Consider the following 17,904-nt stretch of genomic DNA (forward strand, 5'->3'; position numbering starts at 1 on the left):
TAGGCCCCATGTGACCGCGTGCCGTTGAATAACCCGCCCCCCCACCCCCGGGTTCGCCGCCCCGGGGCCCCCCCCCGGGGGGGGGCCCCCCCTTCAGGGAGCTACTGGGCGGATCAGACCTGGCCGGCCTTCTCCAGCGCGGAGCAGCAGGTGTCGACGATCAGGCGCGTCACGACGTACGGGTCGACGTTGGCGTTCGGACGGCGGTCCTCGATGTAGCCCTTGCCGTCCTGCTCGACCTGCCACGGGATACGGACCGAGGCGCCGCGGTTGGAGACGCCGTAGGAGTACTCGTTCCACGGGGCGGTCTCGTGCAGACCGGTCAGACGGTCGTCGATGCCGGCGCCGTAGTTCTTGACGTGGTCGAGCGGCTTGGAGCCCTCACCGAGCGACTCGCAGGCGGTGATGATCGCGTCGTAGCCCTCGCGCATCGCCTTCGTCGAGAAGTTGGTGTGCGCACCGGCGCCGTTCCAGTCGCCCTTCACCGGCTTCGGGTCCAGCGTCGCGGCGATGCCGAAGTCCTCGGCGGTGCGGTAGAGCAGCCAGCGGGCGACCCACATGTGGTCGGAGACCTCCAGCGGGGAGACCGGGCCGACCTGGAACTCCCACTGACCGGGCATGACCTCGGCGTTGATGCCGGAGATCGCGAGACCGGCGGCCAGACAGTTGTCCAGGTGGGCCTCGACGACGTCACGGCCGAAGATCTCGTCGGCGCCGACACCGCAGTAGTAGCCGCCCTGCGGGGCCGGGAAGCCGCCCTTGGGGAAGCCGAGCGGGTAGCCGTCCTGGAAGAAGGTGTACTCCTGCTCGATGCCGAAGATCGGCTCCTGGGCGGCGAACTTCTCGGCGACCTCGGTGAGCGCGGCACGGGTGTTGGACTCGTGCGGCGTCATGTCGATGTTGAGGACCTCGCACAGGACGAGGATGTCGTCGCCGCCGCGGATCGGGTCCGGGCAGGTGAAGACCGGCTTGAGGACACGGTCCGAGGAGTGGCCCTCGGCCTGGTTCGTGGAGGACCCGTCGAAGCCCCAGATCGGCAGAGCGTCCAGACCGGCGGGCTCACCCGCGATGATCTTCGTCTTGGAACGCAGCTTGGCCGTCGGCTCGGTGCCGTCGATCCAGATGTACTCAGCCTTGAAGGTCACGGGCCACATCCTTCGGGGGTGGGTCTGGGCGCACTTGCGGGTGCTGCGGCGCTGCGGCACTGAGGCGCCGCTCTTGATGCCCGCGAGCCTGTCAACAGGCGATTTCCCGGCCGTTGCTCGTATGTGAACCCCGTGTTACCTGGTGGTGGTGTGGCGCGATTCACGCTGTGAGCGCGCCGACCGCCCTGAATGTCGCCGCTCACAGCCGCACCGGGGGGCCCGTGAGCCAACTCGTATGCGATGGGAATACCGCGCCCGGGCCGGGGCATGCCCGACCGGGGCCCGGCTCAGCGGTCCTCGGCCGCCGCTTCCCGCATCCCCTCCAGAAAGCCCCGGATCGCGGCCCGCTCCCGCTCGTCGTAGCCGCGCAGCAGCTGCACCGCCTGCTCGATGAGCGGCCCGAAGAAGGAGCGGCCGAGCTCGACCGCACGCTCGTCCACCTCGACGACCACCTTGCGCCGGTCCCGCCGGCCCCGCACCCGCCGCACATGACCGGCGCCTTCCAGCCGGTCGAGCACGGCGGTGGTCCCGGCCGAGTTGAGCCCGAGCGCCGAGCCGAGCCGCCCGGCCGTCATCTCGTCCCCGGCGCGGGAGGCGTCCATGAGGGCGATGAGGGCGCGTACGTCCGTCGGGTGCATGCCGTTGCGGGTCGCGAACCGGGAGCTGTGCAGCCCGAGTTCGACCGTCACCGCACGCAGCAGATGGACGATCTCCATCTCGGGACCCTCGGTCGACATATCTCCTCCAGCCCTTGTCATTGTCTCGCTCAGCTATTATCTCGTTGAGCGAGATAATAAGGGAGACGGGGGCAGGAGAGTGAGCAGGGAGGTCCTCATGGGCGGGTACGACGGCGACGCCTTCCTGGCGGCGTACGACAAGGTCATGGCCAAGTGGCCCGCGGAGCGCACCGAGACGATGGTCCCGACGCCCTTCGGGGCGACGCACGTCCATGTCTGCGGGCCGCGCGAGGGGCGCCCGCTTCTCCTGCTGCCGGGCGGCGGGGGAGCGACCTCCGCGTCCTGGTACGCCCAGGTCGCCGCTCTCGCCCGCACCCACCGCGTCCACGCCGTCGACCTCATCGGCGCACCCGGTCGCAGCGTCCCGGCCCGCGACCGCCACCCCCGCACGGTCGCGGACCTGGCGGCCTGGCTGGACGTGCTGCTCGACGGACTCGGGATCGACGAGACCGACCTCGGCGGGCACTCGTACGGCGCCTGGATCGCCCTGCACTACTCCTTGCACGCGCCCGCCCGGATACGCCGCCTGTTCCTCCTGGACCCGACCCAGTGCTTCGCCGGATACAAGGCGGCGTATCTGCTGCACGCCGTGCCGATGCTGGTGCGGCCCACGCCCCGCCGCGTCCGGGCCTTCCTGGAGTGGGAGACCGGGGGAGCGGAGCTCGACCCGGACTGGCTGCGCCTCCAGGAGGCCGCCGCCGGCTTCCCCTCCGTGAAGCCGGTGACGGGCCCCCGCCCGGCGCCCGCGCGGCTGCGCACCCTCGACATGCCGGTCCTGCTGCTCCTGGCCGGGAGCAGCAGGACACATGACACGTACGAGGTGGCGGCCAGGGCGGGCGCGATGCTGCCGCGCGCCGATGTCGACGTAGTCCCGTACGTCTCCCATCACGCGCTGCCGCAGACCGCGCCCCCCGAACTGGCCCGCCGCCTCACCGGCTTCCTGACCGGCTTCCTCGGCTGACGGGCGTCACCCCACCTTCTCGATCACTGCCCGGCGGATCAGGAACTTGCCGGGCTCACGAACCTGCTCGAAGGCCGCGTTGTTCAGCAGCACACAGCTGCCGGAGACCGAAGTGACCTCCACCGTCGTGGACTTGTTGTTGTCCAGGTTGGTGACCTTCAGCTTCGTACCGGCCGGGAACTGGCTGCTGGACGCGGCAGGAGCCCCGCCCTCGCCGGACAGCGTGACGGTCGAGCCGTTGCACACCTGCTGGCCCGAGGCCGCGGCACCGCCACCGGCGTTCTCCGCGTTCCCGTTCCCCGCGGGAGCGCTCTGGGACGGCGCGGCATCCCCCGCCTGCTGACCGCCGGCCGCGTCACCGGCACCCGCGTTTCCGGCACCCGCGTCGCCGGCACCCCCCGCAGGAGCGCTCGGCTGTGCGGCCTGGGAGCCCTGAGCCGACTCCCCAACCGCGCACCCGGACGCTTCCTGCTGGACCTGGATCTGCTTGATGACGGCCTCGCGGTTGGCGATCCGCGCCTGCGACTGCGCGTCCGGATTGGCCCGCTGAGCGTCGATGAACTTCTGGTTGTTGCCGAGGGCGGTGGCCAGCCCCTGGCAGACGTTCGAGTCCGCGGACAGGGTCTTCGGGCTCTGTGAGGCGTTCGACGTGGCCGCCATGGCGAAGGCCCCGCCTCCCGCCACCGCCGCCGCGGTCACGAACAACGCGAGCTTCTTCTTCGTGCTGAGAGTTCTCCTGCGCGACATCCGCGCCTCCTGAGAGGTAGGGGAGCGTACGCCGCTATGTACGAGATACCGAACGGAGTTACTCAGCGGTTACGAGAGTCCCTGAAGTAACGTGCGTCACACCCCAGTTGGGGATGCCCTCTCAGCTGCCGCTCTTCCCCTCCTCGTACGCCACCACCCTGTCGTTGGCGTACCCCAGCAGAGCCTCCGTCTGCTTCGTGAGCGCGGCCTCCCCGGTCTCCGCGCCGTCGCCCCACTGCCCGTTGGCGAACACCACCGAGCGGACGGTCATCACCCGTCGGAAGACCCCCGCCGAGCCGGGCGGCACGGTCGGCAGCCCCGCCTCCGGCGGTGGATCGAGCGAGACCACCTGATACGCCACCGGGTTCATCGAGGCCATCATGAACACCCGCGAGGCGTCCTCGACCCGGTCGAAACTCAGCACGGTGACCGCCACCTGCGAACGCCGGTCGGCGTCCGTGAACAGCGCGGCCGTCAGCCGGGAGCAGGGCTTGCCCTGGTCGATCAGCTCGGCCAGCTCCGGCGACATCCCGCGGGCGCACTCGGTGGTGCTCGCCAGGTCCACGCGGGTGTAGCGGGAGCCGTCCTTGAGGCGCACGCTCTTCTCCGGGAACGCCTGCTCCGGGCGGATCACGGGCCGGGCGAGCAGGGAAGGGAGGGCGGTCGGCGCGTCGGAGGGCATGTCGACCCGGACGGACGGCACGGGTGTACCGGACGCGGTGGCCGGGGCCGGGGCCGGTGCGTCCGCCTCGTCGTTGCCGTCCCCGCCCGCGTACATCGCCAGACCGGCGGCGATGGCGGCCACCAGGACGACGCCCGTCCCGGCGGCCACCGCCCACCGGGTGCGCCGTCGCCTGCGTATCCGCCCCTGCTCGGCCGCCCACTGGGCGTACGGGTCGGGCTGCTGCCCATAAGGGGCGGGCTGCTGCCCGTAGGGGGCGGGGGCGGGCTGATGTCCGTGCGGGGTGGGCTCGTGTCCCTGTGGGTACGGCTGCTGCCCGTACGATCCGGGCGGCGTTCCTTGATCACCGAGGCTCATGGCGGCGGAGGGTAACACCGCGCACCGCCCCGGCACCCGCCGACCGTCAAACCATCAACTAACGGGACAGAGCGTCCCGTACGGCCTCCTCGGTGCGGCCGACGACCGCCGTGCCGTCGTCGGCGGTGATGATGGGCCGCTGGATGAGCTTCGGGTACTCGGCCAGCGCCTTGATCCACCGGTCGCGCTCCGAGGCGTCCTTGGCCCACTCCTTGAGCCCGAGCTCCTTGGCGGCCGCCTCCTGGGTGCGCGTGATGTCCCAGGGCTCCAGGCCGAGTCGGTCCAGTACGCCCCGGATCTCGTCCTCGGTCGGTACGTCCTCCAGGTAACGGCGGACGGTGTAGTCGGCCCCCTCGGCGTCGAGCAGGCTGATGGCGCTACGGCACTTGGAACAGGCCGGATTGATCCAGATCTCCATGCGGCCCACGGTAACCCGCGACCTCCGCCAGAGTCGGTGTTCGAATTTCCCGTCGCCTCCCGAGCATCACTCGACCCCGCTGTGACACGGTGACAATTTCGTTTCTGACCAGGGGATTTCATGAGAGTCCGAGGCCCCCTGATTGTCAGTGGCGGGCAGTAGACTGGAGTCAGTGTTCGAGAGCGTCACCGGAGAACCCGGCCGGCGCTCTACCGCGACAGGAGGATGCCTGTGCCCGCTGCCGCACTGAAGCCGAAGCCGACCCGCAAGCCGTTGCCCACCCAGTCCACCGCGAAGCACCCGGTCCTGCTCGACCTGCCGTACGCCCCCGTGGAGAAGCGGCCGCTGCCGCCGGGCCGTCCGCGCGAGTGGTACATCACCCACAACCGCCGTCTGAAGGCCCTGCGCCTCGCGATAGCGCTCCTCGACCAGGGCGTCTACATGCCGAACCAGGCCCGCAACGACACGATCCGAAGCACCGCGGAGACGATCGGCGTCCATCCGCCGTCGGACACGACGTGCCACATGGTGCGGGCGCTGATGAGGTACGCACGGTAAGCCGGGTCCTGGACGCCGGGTGCCGCCCGCGAGGGGGCACCCGGCGCTCTGCTGAGCGGCGCATGGCCCGGCTCCCGCGGTGTTACGCCGACAACTCCCGCTCCAGCGGCGTCCGGAACCGAGGTGTCACCCGAGCCGTCCCCGCCCACTCCAGCAACCGCTCCGCCTCGACGGCGACCGCCGCCTCCGCCTCCTGGCGCTCCGCGCGTCCCAGCTTCTCCAGGAACCGCCAGACGATCTCGCCGTCTCCGCGCCGGGCCCACCCGCCGACGACACGGCCGTTCCACCACACCGTCGGGCCCACGTTGCCGTTCGCGTCGAACAGCGACGGCCGTACATCCGGCGCCAGATACCAGTCCCGCTCGCGCCAGCCCATCGCCGTGGGATCGAGCGCGGGCAGCAGCGCCGCCCATGGCTCCGCGGGCCCGGTCACCGGATCGAGGTCGCCGTCGACGACGTACCCCGTGCCCTCGTCCAGCGAGACGGCCTGCGCCCCGATGCCCGCCAGCGCCCGGCGGACCTCCGTCACCCGCCACCCCGTCCACCACTTCAGGTCGGCCTCCGTCGCCGGCCCGCACGCCGTGAGCCAGCGCCGCAGCAACTCGGCCTGGGCGCCGGCCACGTCCAGCTCCGGATGCTCGGGCGCCGGCGCCCACCGGAACTGCGAGGACGTCCAGGAGCCCAGCGGTCGCCCCCGCACGACCTTGCCCTCGACGCCGAGCACCCTCAGCAGCCGGGTCGAGACGGTGTGCACCCCCTCGTAGCTCTTCCCGGCCGCGTACACGAACTGCTCGCGCAACCGCGGCTCGTCCTCGGCGAGTTCGGCCGCCGTCGCCTGCCCGCGCCGCGCCAGAGCGGCGAGCGTCGACACCTCGACCTCCGCCAGCCACTCCGCGTCCGGTGCCCCCGCCTTGGCCATGGCCTTGACCAGCGAGGCCCGTTCCCGGGCGGCGACCGCGAGGCCGGTCGAGGCGTGGACGACGGCCGTCAGCCCGGTCGGGAACACGAACACCGTGTGCCGCATGCCGTGCATCCGGACCAGCGCCCGGTCCTCGTACAGCGCCCGCTCGGTCCGGGCGACGGTCTTCGCGGGCTCCGCCAGCCGCGCGCCGATCGCCAGATACACGGTCGCCGGATCGGTGCCGTGCAGCGCGACCAGCGACTCGGCGACCTCCACCGGCCCCGCCGCCCGGGCCGCCCCGGCCAGCCGATGCCGCAACCCCAGCCGAGCGCGTCGCTCCGCCGCCCCGACGTACCGCAGCCCGCCACTCATCCCGGCCTCCGCCCGTTCCTGCCGCCGATCACGCCGACACACCACCACTGACCGCATCTTCCCTGACGCCACTGACAACGGCCCCTGACCGCCGGGCCGCCGTCCCGTCACCCGATCGCCGTACCCGGCATGCGCATGCCCCCGCCCCCGCCTTCACTGCGATCAGGAGCTGGCGGACCCGGCCCCGGAGGGGCGCGGCAGCGGGAGGTGCGGTGGGCGGCAGACATGGCATACGACAGCCGGTGCGCAGGACGGCCGAGGACGGGGCGGCCGGACACGTCCCCGGCGTCTCATGACGACCCCCACCCCCGCCGACCGAGCCCTCCGTGGCAAGTCCGCCCGCAAACGGGTCCCCCGCTCCGCGCACGCCTCCTGGCTGCCGTCCGTCGACCGCACCGACCCCGTCGCCGCACTGGAACGCCAGGGCCGTGACCGGCTGCCGGAGCTGCTGCCGATCCGGTACGGCCGGATGGCGGCGTCCCCGTTCGCCTTCCTGCGCGGTGCCGCCGCCGTGATGGCCGCCGACCTCGCAGCCGCCCCGCACACCGGCCTCACCGTGCAGCTGTGCGGCGACGCCCACCTGCTCAACTTCGGTCTCTACGCCTCCCCGGAACGCGCCCTGCTCTTCGACCTCAACGACTTCGACGAGACGTTTCCCGGCCCGTTCGAGTGGGACGTCAAACGGCTCGCCACCTCGGTCGCGGTGGCCGCCCGGGAGAACGGCCACTCGGACGCCAAGGCAGGCCGCGCGGCCCTGGCCTCCGTGACCGCGTACCGCACCGCGATCCGCCGGCTGGCCCGGCTCGGCGAGCTCGACGTCTGGTACGCGCGCATCGAGGCCGACGAACTGCTTCCCCTGGTCCACTCCGCCCACGACCGCCGCCGCGTCGAGTCCACCCTCGGCCGCGCCCGCCGCCGCACCAGCCTGCGGGCCTACGGCAAGCTCACCGACGTGGTCGACGGACGCCGGCGCATCATCCACGACCCACCGCTGCTCGAACCCGCGGGCACCTCCGACATGGCCTCCCTGCGCAAGATCTTCAGCGACTACCGCTCGACCCTCTCCGAGGAGCGCCGCCTGCTCCTCGACCGCTACCGCTTCATCGACGCCGCCCGCAAGGTCGTCGGCGTCGGCAGCGTCGGCCTGCGCTGCTTCATCGTGCTGCTGGCCGGACGGGACGCCGACGACCCGCTGTTCCTGCAGATCAAGGAGGCACGGCAGTCCGTACTGGAGGAACATCTGCCGAACGGGCCCTACACCCACCCCGGCCATCGCGTCGTCGCAGGTCAACGACTGTTGCAGGCGGCCAGCGACATCTTCCTCGGCTGGATGTCCGGCCCGCAGGGCCGCGCCTTCTACTGGCGCCAGCTGCGCGACATGAAGGGTTCCGCCGACGTCGCCGCCATGAGCCCGGGCGATCTGACGACCTACGCCCGCCTGTGCGGCACCGCCCTGGCCCGCGCCCACGCCCGCTCCGGCGACCGCATCGCCATCGCGGGCTACCTGGGCGGCGCCGACACCTTCGACCGAGCGATAACCGACTTCGCCCTCTCCTACGCCGACCAGACCGTCACCGACCACACCACCCTGGCCACGGCCGTCGACGCCGGCGTACTCAAAGCCGCCCCCGGCATCTGACCGTGTTCACAGGCTCTCAGCCGTACAGCTCCAGCAGCCCGCCCACATATCCCGCGAGCCGCCCGCCCAGCACCTCCGGCGTCAGCTCCGCCCGGCCCAGCTCACGCCACGGCGCGGCGAGCTTGGCGGCGTCGGGGGAGTAGGCGAGGGCGTCGAGCAGCCGCCAGTACAGATGGTCCCGGCCGTCGGCGAGCGGGCGTCCACCGTGTGCCTCGTACCGCTGCCGGAAGCCGAGCCCGTGCTCCGGGCCGTGCAGCAGTGCGAGCGCCGTCGAGCAGTGGGCGACGTCGAGGTCGGCCGGGCCCCAGGACGTCTCCACCCAGTCGACGACCCCGGTGACCCGCAGCCGCGCGCCCGCACCGCTGAACAGCACGTTCCCCGGGTGGAAGTCCCGGTGCAGGAAGCAGCCCTCGTAGGCCGGGGGTTCACGGCGGATCACGTCCACGGCCCGGTCCCACAGCGCGTCGCCGTCCGGTGTCCGCACCCGCTCCGGAGACGTCCACGCCTCGTAGCGCCGCGGACGCTCGTCCGGTACGACCGTGTGGATCGCGGCGAGCTGGGCCGCCAGCAGGTCCAGGCGCCGGTCCAGTTCCGCCCCGTCCGCCTCGTCCACCCGCACCCGGCCCGGCAGCAGCGACATCAGCAGCGAGGGGTGGTCGCAGTGCTCGGCGGTGGCGTCGACGGCGATCAGCTCGGGCGCGGGGATGTGCTCATGGCCGGTGAGCAGGGTGAGGACCGACGCCTCACGGGCGAGCAGACCCGGCGCGTGCCCGCGGTAGAACGGCTTCACGAACGTGCGCAGCGCGAGCCCGGTGCCGTCGTCGAGGGTGAGCCGTCGCATCTGCGAGCTCCAACCGCCCTGCGCGAAGGCGGTGTCGGCGACGGTCCGCCCCTCCGGCAGCTGCTTGGCCAGCCAGGACCTGGTCGCCGTCCACCCCTGGTCGCCCAGGCCCGCCAGCACCGTCGTGACGAACTCCCGCCGGTCCCGCGCATGTTGCTCGAACCACAGGCCCAGCATGTGCTCCGCGCCCGGTACGTCGAAGCGGGTGAACTGGGCTCGGGTGGACAGGGCGTCCTGGATCGCCTCCGTCACGGTCGGCGGGATGATCGCGTCCGTTTCCGGTACCGCGAGGACCGCGCGGCCCTGGTAGGCGCGCAGCACGTCCAGCGCGGGTGCGCCGCGCCAGCCGTCGGGGCGGCGGATGATCTCGCTGAAGGGGCCGTCGCCCTCGCCGAACGGTACGTCCCAGGCCTCCTGCGCGTAGACCGCGGGGGCGCACAGGCCCAGCGCCACCACGCGCTCCCCGTAGTGCGCGACGAGATCCGTCGCCGTCTGCCCGCTCATGCTGAACCCGACGAGGATCAGCGGACCGTCCGCCGGCACGCGCGCGTCGATGACGGCGACGGCCTGCTCGTAGCGGCGGCGCAGGCTCAATTCCCGTAGCGCGCCCGTGCTTTCGCCGTGACCCGAGAAGTCGAAGGCGAGCCCGTGGCAGCCGCGGGACACGAACTCGGCGAGCATCGGGAGCAGCCGGTCCTTGGTGCCCATGCCCGCGCCGTGCAGCAGAACGACGGTGGGGGTGGCCGGGAATTCGGCGGCGGTGCCGTACATCCCGCTGAGCAGTTCACCGTCGTGGGCGTATGTGAAGGAAGAGAGCTCGGTCATGCGCCCCATTCATTCACGGCACTCGGGTCACGGGAAAAGGAGATGCACGCCGAGTGACCGGCTCCCTACCCTGGACATGCGTAACGGAGCTGTTCACGCCGCTTTTCGCAGGGCGGGCGTCACCCTGCGGACTCGGGGCTACTCTCTACGCACCGAAGGCCGGTCGCCCTTCCCCCAGCGCCCTTTCGGACAACGATCAGCGCTCCAGGTCCAGTTCAGATCCAGTTTCAGATTCAGTTTCACAGCCGAACCACGCACACGGAGGCCCGTGATGGGCACCATCGTCATGTCCGGGACTGTCGTCCTGGTGATCCTGGGATTCGGAGACCACCTCTACTGGCTGGCCGCCGTAGCCGTCCTGTTCCTCTACCTGCGGTACGGCCGGGACGTCTCCGCGCCGCGCGGCGGAAGCGGGGGCGGGGGCGGCGGCGGGTCCTCGTCGGGCGGATCCATGCCCGCGGACTACCGCTCGTACCGCGACCGCCGTGACAAGCAGGCCAAGTGGGAGCGCCGCTACCGCCGGGAGCGTCCCATGGAGGCCCGTCGTCAGGAGCGTGAGAAGAGCCGCTGAGACCACCCATTGCGGTGGTGACCCGGTGGTGACCCGTGCGGTGCCCCCGGTCAGAGGCCGGGGGCACCCCACACCGGGAACCAGCGGTTCAGGTCCTGCTCGATCCGCAGGTCGTTCACCAGAGCGGCCTTCACGCGCAGCTCCAGCGGGTTGTCGCGCCGCTCCTCCGTGCCGGGCATCGGCGCGAAGGGGTAGAAGGTGCCGCGCTTGTAGAGATAGACGAGGGCGAGCCGCCGGTGCTGCTCGTCCTCGAAGCCGGCCAGCGAGCACAGCAGCTGCGGCCCGAAGCCGTTGACCTCCATCGCGCTGTTCACCGCGTGCAGATCGTTGACCAGCTCCGGCAGCTGCTCCGGGGTGCGCCGGGAGACCAGCCACGAGTAGCCGTAGCCGTCCCGCGTCAGCTCCACCGGCGGGCCCTCGCGCTCGGCGTCCGCGTCCAGCAGCGCCTGCACCTCGCGGTGCGTCTGCTCGAAGGCCGCGCCCTCGACCGCGGCGAAGCACACCGCCCCGCTCCCGGTCGGCCGGAACCCGGCCGCCGCCTCCAGCGTCACCGCCGCCGACGGCAGCGCGAAGAGCTGGTCGAGATCGGGTACGACCGGTTTCGTACGGCCGAGCAGAATGTCCAGCAGCCCCATCTCACGCCCCTCCGGGAGCCGTGGTCTCACCCAGCTCGGCGGAGATCCGCCCCAGTTGTTCGAGCCGCTGCTCCAGGCTCGGGTGGGTCGAGAAGAGCTGTGCGACGCTCGGCTCCCGGCCCAGTGCCGGAGTGAAGTAGAAGGCGTTGAAGGCCTGCGCCGTCCGCAGGTCCTTGGTCGGGATCCGGGCGATGTCGCCGGACACCTTGGTGAGCGCGGACGCCAGCACCGAGGGACGCCCGGTGAGCAGCGCCGCGGCCCGGTCGGCGGCCAGCTCCCGATACCTGGACAGGGCCCGGATCAGCAGGAAACTGATCGCGTACACGGCGGCCGACACACCCATCACGGCGGCGAAGATGACGGCGGTGTTCTGATCCCGCCGCCCGCCACCGAACAGCTGGCTGTAGAACGCGAACCGCACGATCAGCCCCGCGATCACCCCGAGGAACGAGGCGACGGTGATCACGGCGACATCCTTGTGCGCCACATGCGACAGCTCGTGCGCGAGCACACCCTCCAGCTCGTCCGGCTCCAGCCGCCGCAGCAGCCCCGTGGTCACACAGACCACGGCATGATCGGGATTGCGTCCGGTGGCGAACGCGTTCGGCATCTCCATGTCCGACACGGCCACCACGGGCTTCGGCATGTCGGCGATGGCACACAGCCGGTCGACGACCCCGTGCAGCTCGGGATACTCCTCCCGCTCCACGACCCGCCCCCGCATCGCGAACAGCGCGACCCGGTCCGAGAACCAGTACTGCGCCCCCAGCAGCCCGGCCGCCACGACCACGACCAGTACCCAGGACTTCAGCAACACGATCAACGCGGCGATGAACGCCACGTACAACAACCCGAGCAGAAACAGCGTGACGCCCATCCGGGCGGTCAACCGCCGGTCACTCCGGAAGCGGCTCTGCATCTCACACCACCCCGCGCACTCAGGCACTCGTCCCACTGCCCAGTGTGCACCCGGCGACGCCCATGAACGGGTCGTGATCGGCCCTAGGGCCAGCAAAAGCCCCCGGCTAGTAGGTGCGGAAGTTGATGTACCCCAGCAGCACGATCACCGCGGCGACGCAGCCGAGGACGATGACCGTGGACAGCCAACCCGATCGGCGCTGCCGCCGCGCCACATGATCGGGTTCGGGCCGGAACGGCACCGGTCCGGGCGGGTTCTCCTTCCAGCGGGCGGCGAGCATCCGGGCCCTGGCCGAGGGCTCCTTGTGCTCGGCGTTGTCCGCCCACTTCAGGTCGAACTCGCGCTCCTGCTCGTCCCGTTCGTGCCGCTCCGATTCATGCCGCTCCGGCATCCCGTCCACCCCCGTGTCGTCTCAACGGCAGAATAGAACATACGCCCGCGCCCCTGCCGTCGTTACGACAGCGGGGGCGCGGGCGCGATGCCTCTTCTACGCCTGTGTCAGGCGCCGGTCAGACGTCGACCAGACGCCGGTCAGACGTCGACCGGGTCGATCACACGTCGAAGTAGAGCTCGAACTCGTGCGGGTGCGGACGCAGCTGCAGCGGGGCGATCTCGTTCGAGCGCTTGTAGTCGATCCAGGTCTCGATCAGGTCCGGGGTGAAGACGTCGCCCTGGAGGAGGAACTCGTGGTCGGCCTCAAGACGGTCGAGGACGGCGCCGAGGGAGGTCGGGACCTGCGCGACGCCCGCGTGCTCCTCGGGAGCCAGCTCGTAGAGGTCCTTGTCGATCGGCTCGGCCGGCTCGATCTTGTTCTTGATGCCGTCCAGGCCCGCCAGCAGCAGCGCGGAGAAGGCCAGGTACGGGTTGCCCGAGGAGTCCGGCGCGCGGAACTCGACGCGCTTGGCCTTCGGGTTCGAGCCGGTGATCGGGATACGCATCGCGGCCGAGCGGTTGCGCTGCGAGTACACCAGGTTGATCGGCGCCTCGAAGCCCGGCACCAGACGGTGGTAGGAGTTCACCGTCGGGTTGGTGAAGGCCAGCAGCGACGGGGCGTGCTTGAGGATGCCGCCGATGTAGTAGCGGGCGGTGTCCGACAGGCCCGCGTAACCGGCCTCGTCGTAGAACAGCGGCTGGCCGCCGGTCCACAGCGACTGGTGCACGTGCATGCCCGAGCCGTTGTCACCGAAGATCGGCTTCGGCATGAACGTCGCGGTCTTGCCGTTGCGCCAGGCGACGTTCTTCACGATGTACTTGAAGAGCTGCAGGTCGTCGGCGGCCGCGAGCAGCGTGTTGAACTTGTAGTTGATCTCGGCCTGGCCGGCGGTGCCCACCTCGTGGTGCTGGCGCTCGACCTTCAGACCGGCGCGGTCCAGCTCCAGGGAGATCTCGGCACGCAGGTCGGCGAAGTGGTCGACCGGCGGGGTCGGGAAGTAGCCGCCCTTGTAGCGGACCTTGTAACCCCGGTTGTCCTCCAGCGCACCGGTGTTCCAGGCGCCCGCCTCGGAGTCGATGTGGTAGAAGGACTCGTTCTCGGACGTCTTGAAACGGACGCTGTCGAAGACGTAGAACTCGGCCTCGGGACCGAAGTACGCGGTGTCCGCGATACCGGTGGAGGCGAGGTAGGCCTCGGCCTTCTTCGCCACGTTGCGCGGGTCGCGGCTGTACTGCTCGCCGGTGATCGGGTCGTGGATGAAGAAGTTGATGTTGAGCGTCTTGTCCCGGCGGAACGGGTCCACCCGGGCCGTGGACAGGTCGGCACGGAGCGCCATGTCGGACTCGTGGATCGCCTGGAAACCACGGATCGACGATCCGTCGAAGGCGAGCTCGTCGTCCGGGTCGAACGCCTCGACGGGCACCGTGAAGTGCTGCATGACGCCCGGCAGGTCGCAGAACCGGACGTCGACGAACTTGACGTCCTCGTCCGCGATGAACTTCTTGGCCTCGTCGGCGTTCTGGAACATCCAGCTCCTCCTACTCCCGACCGTCCGACCGGGGTGGTAGTTCGTTCGTGCGGCCAGTGCGGTGGCACACGCTGATCTCGACCCTAGGGACGCGTGATTTCTCGGGCGTGACCCATTTGTTTCGCCCACGTTAACCGGACATCCCGTACCGCACCCCACCTGTCCACACCGTAAAACGGGCCCAGTACGGTTGGCACGTGGACAAGAGGCAAGCAATCGGATCCTGGCTCTCGGGGCCCCGCGCGGCCGCCGAGGACGCCGGTGTCGACTTTGGATACCGAGGGGAACAGCTCGGTCTGCCGGAGGACGGTCCGGGGTCGATCGCCCGTCCGGGGCGGCGCCTCGGGGCGCTCGCCGTGGACTGGGGCGTCTGCGTCTTGATCGCATACGGTCTGATCACCGACGGCTACGGCCAGGCCACCAGCAACTGGGCCCTGCTGCTGTTCTTCGTGATGAGCGCCCTGACCGTCGGCACCGTCGGCTTCACTCCGGGTAAGCGCCTCTTCGGCCTGCGCGTGGTCGTCCTGGAGACGGGCACCGTCAACCCCCTGCGCGCCCTGCTGCGCACGGCCCTGCTCTGCCTCGCCCTCCCGGCCCTGATCTGGGACCGCGACGGCCGCGGCCTGCACGACCGGCTGGCCAAGACCGTCGAGGTACGGATCTGACCCGCTCCGACCCGCTCCACCTGCTCCGACCCGCCTGTGATCCCGGCCACGGGACGCTCCAACTACCAGGAGATCCAACGGCGTTGAGCGGAACGTGAGTAAGGTGCTGCGCCATGAGCGCAACACGACGCGAGGTCGTGCGGGATGTCATCGCCGACACGGCTCCGAGTGAGCTCGTTCTGCTCGACGGCATGAGGTCCCTCAGCGACCGGCACGTCACGGACGTGATGAAACGCCGGGGCAACGGCCCGGACACCCTCGGCTTCGGAGTGACGGACGCCCTCGTCCTCGTCACCCCGGTGGTGTGGCTGGCGGTGAACGAGGTGGTCCGGCACGGGGTGGGCGTGGCCACGGACAGCGCGCTGGCCCGTCTGAAGGGCCCGCTGCGCAGGCTGCTGCGCCGGTCCGACGACTCGGAGACCGTGCCCGCGCTGACCGCGCCGCAGCTGGAGGCCGTCCACGCGCGCGTGCTGGAGCTGGCGGCCGAGGCCGGGATGGAGCGGGAGAAGTCGCGCTTCCTCGCCGACGCGGTGGTGTCCCGCCTGGCCCGCGAGGCCGCAGCCGTCGGCTCCGGCACCGGCTCCGGACGCGACGAGGTCGGCTCCGGAGCCACGGCGGACGAGCCACCCGACCCCGACGAGACGGCCCGCGCCACGCGCTGACCCCCGGGACGGACCACGGTGAACCACGGGGAGAACCGGTGGAACGCGGGGAAGGGCACGACACGGCGCTTCCTGGTGCTGCTCTTCGTCCTCCTGTCGTCCTGCCTCACCATGCTCGACCGGGCGGCACTGGCCGTACGGTCCGAGTCCACCTTCCGCGGATGCGTCCGCGCGGCCGGAGGGGACCCCGACGCACCGGTGTGGCGGGTCAACCTCGCGATCTGGTTCGACGACGCCTTCGAGGACTGCCGGGTCCAGACCGCCGCGGAAGCCCTGCGACTGGCGCTGCTCGGCACGGCGGCCGTCGTGCTCGTCGCCCTGCTGGTCTACTGGCTGATCCCGGTCTGGCGGATCCGCCGCGGCCGGCTGCTGCCCGCGGCGGACTTCGACGAGGTCACCGTCCCGCGGAAGAAACCACGGCCCGAGCCCGACCCGGTACTGCCGCCCGCCGAGGGTGCCTGGTTCGATCTGCGCGCCCAGATGCGGTGGGTGGCGCAGGAGCTGGCCGTCCCGGACACACCGGCGCCGCCGAAGCCGAAGGAACCGCTGTCGCGGCACCTGTCCGCGCTGGCCGACCGGGCCGAGGTGAGCCGCGAGCCCCGCTTCGTCGTCGACATGCGCCCGGGCAAGGCCTCCACCGCGGTCGCCTTCGGCCGCGCCGGCCGCTATGTGGTGGTCCTCCCGGCGGCCCTGCTCAAGGAGCGCACGCTCCACCCGGGGAACTTCGAGGCCGTGGTCCTGCACGAGCTGGCGCACATCCGCAACCGCGACGTGGACATCACCTACCTCACCGTCACGCTCTGGCGGGCCTACTGCGTCCTGGTGCTCCTTCCCTACGCCGTGCTCCAGAGCTGGCTGGTCTTCCAGCAGACGGTGCTGGACCGGGACCACCTCTTCTGGGCCGACGCCACCCCCTGGCTGGGCGAGGTGCTGTTCGCCGCGTTCCTCGTGGCCCAGGTGCAGCTGAGCCGCGCCGACGTGCTCCGCAGCCGGGAGCTGTGCGCCGACCTGGACGCCGTGGCCTCCGGCGCCGACACGGCCGTATGGCGGCGGCACGCGGAGCTCCAGGACGAGTGGTGCCGGAGCCGGCTGCCGGAGTGGGCGTCGTCGGCGATCGGCTGGTTCACGGGCCTGTGGCGCACCCACCCGGGCTGGGGCCACCGATATCGCACGATCAGCCGGTCCACGCCGAGCGGCCCCGGCGGCAACTGGCTCCAGGTGGTCCTCTTCTTCAGCTCGCTCCTCGTTCTGCTCCGGGTCCCGATCGCCGAGTCGCGGTCCTGGGCGGAGGAGGTGCTCAACACCGCGATCTACGTGGCCGTCCCGCTGCTGGTGGCGACGTGGTTCGCGGTCAAACCGCCCAAGGACCGGCACGGAAAGGACAAGCCCCGCGGCTACGGGTGGGAAAAGCCCGAGGAGCCGGGCACCCCGCCGGGCAAGCCGCCGAGGGACCGGCTGACGCCGTATGCGTACGCCTATTCGTATACCTCGTCGGGACACCCCGTCCGCCGGACGGAGCCCACCACCGCCCGCAGCACGGAGCCCACGCCGCGCGGGGAACGGCGTTCGCTCCGGCCCAGGATCCTCGTCGGGGTCGCGATCGGTGCCCTGATCGTCCTGGACCCGCTGTCCGTGAACCTCGCCGGCACGAGTGATCGCAGCAGTACCGATCTGTCGCAGGCGATGGAGAAGCTGCCGCGCGCATACCAGCCCGAACCGGCGCCGACGGTGGACGAGAAGACCCGCGCCCAGGTGGCCGACTGGGCCGACAACGGTGGCCGGGAGGCCCTCGCGGGGCTGATGCGGGCTCTCAACAGACGGTCGTCCGGCCTGAAGTTCATGGGCAAGAAGGGCTCGGACCGGTATGTGCCCGCCGCGCCCGCGGGCTACTGCCCGGCCCTGCGGAAGGCCCTGGCCACCGCCGACGAGCAGCCGCGATATCCCGAGCCCGAGGGCCGGAGGTCCTGGCAGAGGGCGCTGAAGCACTCACGCAGCGGCGCCGCCTCCCTGTGCGCGCCCGGCCTGGCGGGCGCCCCGCTGGAGCAGGTTTTCGCCATGGAGCTGGACCTCCTCACGGCCAAGATCGCGCTGGGGTCGTTCCGCCTCGACCTCGGGTACTACGGGGGCGGCCTGTCCACCGACCCCCTGCCGTCGCCCTCCGAGTGGTAGCCACCGAACGTCGAACGGGGCCGGGGGGGCGGGCGGGGGGGGGGGAACGCCGCGGGCCAGTACCGGCTGGGGGGGCGCCCGGGCGGCCGGGGCGCCCCCGGGGGGCGGATCACATCGGGGCAGGGCGCGCCGGGCAGCC

At 71.3% G+C, this 17,904-nt stretch carries 18 protein-coding genes; 7 read left to right on the forward strand and 11 right to left on the reverse strand.

Annotated elements, in window-relative coordinates; all coding sequences use genetic code 11:
• Positions 1–113 precede the first annotated feature (113 nt).
• Complete coding sequence (gene glnII / locus ACFWYS_RS20530; protein WP_384770616.1) at positions 114–1,145, reverse strand: glutamine synthetase; 1,032 nt, start codon at positions 1,143–1,145, stop codon at positions 114–116.
• Between the two features lie 287 nt (positions 1,146–1,432).
• Complete coding sequence (locus ACFWYS_RS20535) at positions 1,433–1,882, reverse strand: MarR family transcriptional regulator (RefSeq protein WP_384770619.1); 450 nt, start codon at positions 1,880–1,882, stop codon at positions 1,433–1,435.
• 97 nt (positions 1,883–1,979) lie between these two features.
• Between ACFWYS_RS20535 and ACFWYS_RS20540 the strand changes: the two genes are divergently transcribed.
• Positions 1,980–2,843: an alpha/beta fold hydrolase gene (locus ACFWYS_RS20540; protein ID WP_384770622.1), complete on the forward strand. Its 864-nt coding sequence runs from the start codon at positions 1,980–1,982 to the stop codon at positions 2,841–2,843.
• A 6-nt stretch (positions 2,844–2,849) separates the two neighbouring features.
• On the opposite strand, the gene ACFWYS_RS20545 is transcribed toward ACFWYS_RS20540, so the two are convergent.
• From ACFWYS_RS20545 to ACFWYS_RS20555, 3 genes are all read right to left on the reverse strand, one after another.
• Positions 2,850–3,590: a hypothetical protein gene (locus tag ACFWYS_RS20545; protein ID WP_384770625.1), complete on the reverse strand. Its 741-nt coding sequence runs from the start codon at positions 3,588–3,590 to the stop codon at positions 2,850–2,852.
• A 121-nt stretch (positions 3,591–3,711) separates the two neighbouring features.
• On the reverse strand, positions 3,712–4,629 hold the full coding sequence (locus ACFWYS_RS20550; RefSeq protein WP_384770628.1) for a hypothetical protein: 918 nt from the start codon (positions 4,627–4,629) through the stop codon (positions 3,712–3,714).
• Positions 4,630–4,687: 58 nt separating this feature from the next.
• On the reverse strand, positions 4,688–5,047 hold the full coding sequence (locus tag ACFWYS_RS20555; protein WP_384770629.1) for an arsenate reductase family protein: 360 nt from the start codon (positions 5,045–5,047) through the stop codon (positions 4,688–4,690).
• Positions 5,048–5,278: 231 nt separating this feature from the next.
• On the opposite strand from ACFWYS_RS20555, the gene ACFWYS_RS20560 reads away from it, so the two are divergent.
• Complete coding sequence (locus ACFWYS_RS20560) at positions 5,279–5,605, forward strand: hypothetical protein (RefSeq protein WP_384770632.1); 327 nt, start codon at positions 5,279–5,281, stop codon at positions 5,603–5,605.
• An 82-nt stretch (positions 5,606–5,687) separates the two neighbouring features.
• Here ACFWYS_RS20560 and ACFWYS_RS20565 read toward each other — a convergent pair whose 3' ends face one another.
• Positions 5,688–6,878, reverse strand: a complete 1,191-nt coding sequence (locus tag ACFWYS_RS20565) for a winged helix DNA-binding domain-containing protein (RefSeq protein ID WP_384770635.1) — start codon at positions 6,876–6,878, stop codon at positions 5,688–5,690.
• A 292-nt stretch (positions 6,879–7,170) separates the two neighbouring features.
• On the opposite strand from ACFWYS_RS20565, the gene ACFWYS_RS20570 reads away from it, so the two are divergent.
• The gene (locus ACFWYS_RS20570; protein WP_384770638.1) at positions 7,171–8,517 is read left to right on the forward strand and encodes a DUF2252 domain-containing protein; all 1,347 of its coding nucleotides are present in this window, start codon (positions 7,171–7,173) and stop codon (positions 8,515–8,517) included.
• A 16-nt stretch (positions 8,518–8,533) separates the two neighbouring features.
• Here the strand turns inward: ACFWYS_RS20570 and ACFWYS_RS20575 are convergent, their stop codons facing one another.
• Positions 8,534–10,183 (reverse strand): alpha/beta fold hydrolase, encoded by a 1,650-nt coding sequence (locus ACFWYS_RS20575; RefSeq protein WP_384770641.1) that lies wholly within the window; start codon positions 10,181–10,183, stop codon positions 8,534–8,536.
• Between the two features lie 271 nt (positions 10,184–10,454).
• On the opposite strand from ACFWYS_RS20575, the gene ACFWYS_RS20580 reads away from it, so the two are divergent.
• Positions 10,455–10,754, forward strand: coding sequence for a hypothetical protein (locus ACFWYS_RS20580; protein ID WP_384770643.1), 300 nt, complete (start codon positions 10,455–10,457; stop codon positions 10,752–10,754).
• A 50-nt stretch (positions 10,755–10,804) separates the two neighbouring features.
• Here ACFWYS_RS20580 and ACFWYS_RS20585 read toward each other — a convergent pair whose 3' ends face one another.
• The 4 genes from ACFWYS_RS20585 to glnA form a co-directional block, all read right to left on the reverse strand.
• Positions 10,805–11,389, reverse strand: coding sequence for a hypothetical protein (locus ACFWYS_RS20585; RefSeq protein WP_384770646.1), 585 nt, complete (start codon positions 11,387–11,389; stop codon positions 10,805–10,807).
• A gap of 1 nt (position 11,390) precedes the next feature.
• The gene (gene htpX, locus ACFWYS_RS20590) at positions 11,391–12,308 is read right to left on the reverse strand and encodes a zinc metalloprotease HtpX (protein ID WP_384770649.1); all 918 of its coding nucleotides are present in this window, start codon (positions 12,306–12,308) and stop codon (positions 11,391–11,393) included.
• Positions 12,309–12,414: 106 nt separating this feature from the next.
• Positions 12,415–12,699: a hypothetical protein gene (locus tag ACFWYS_RS20595; RefSeq protein WP_384770652.1), complete on the reverse strand. Its 285-nt coding sequence runs from the start codon at positions 12,697–12,699 to the stop codon at positions 12,415–12,417.
• 160 nt (positions 12,700–12,859) lie between these two features.
• The gene (gene glnA / locus ACFWYS_RS20600; protein WP_384770655.1) at positions 12,860–14,269 is read right to left on the reverse strand and encodes a type I glutamate--ammonia ligase; all 1,410 of its coding nucleotides are present in this window, start codon (positions 14,267–14,269) and stop codon (positions 12,860–12,862) included.
• Positions 14,270–14,466: 197 nt separating this feature from the next.
• Between glnA and ACFWYS_RS20605 the strand changes: the two genes are divergently transcribed.
• From ACFWYS_RS20605 to ACFWYS_RS20615, 3 genes are all read left to right on the forward strand, one after another.
• Positions 14,467–14,934, forward strand: a complete 468-nt coding sequence (locus ACFWYS_RS20605; RefSeq protein ID WP_384770657.1) for an RDD family protein — start codon at positions 14,467–14,469, stop codon at positions 14,932–14,934.
• Positions 14,935–15,047: 113 nt separating this feature from the next.
• Positions 15,048–15,596, forward strand: a complete 549-nt coding sequence (locus ACFWYS_RS20610; protein ID WP_384770660.1) for a hypothetical protein — start codon at positions 15,048–15,050, stop codon at positions 15,594–15,596.
• An 18-nt stretch (positions 15,597–15,614) separates the two neighbouring features.
• The gene (locus ACFWYS_RS20615) at positions 15,615–17,765 is read left to right on the forward strand and encodes a M56 family metallopeptidase (RefSeq protein WP_384770662.1); all 2,151 of its coding nucleotides are present in this window, start codon (positions 15,615–15,617) and stop codon (positions 17,763–17,765) included.
• Positions 17,766–17,904: the final 139 nt, after the last annotated feature.

Origin of the sequence: Streptomyces sp. NPDC059010, assembly GCF_042740355.1 — a bacterium.
In the GTDB taxonomy this organism is placed as follows: Bacteria; Actinomycetota; Actinomycetes; order Streptomycetales; family Streptomycetaceae; genus Streptomyces.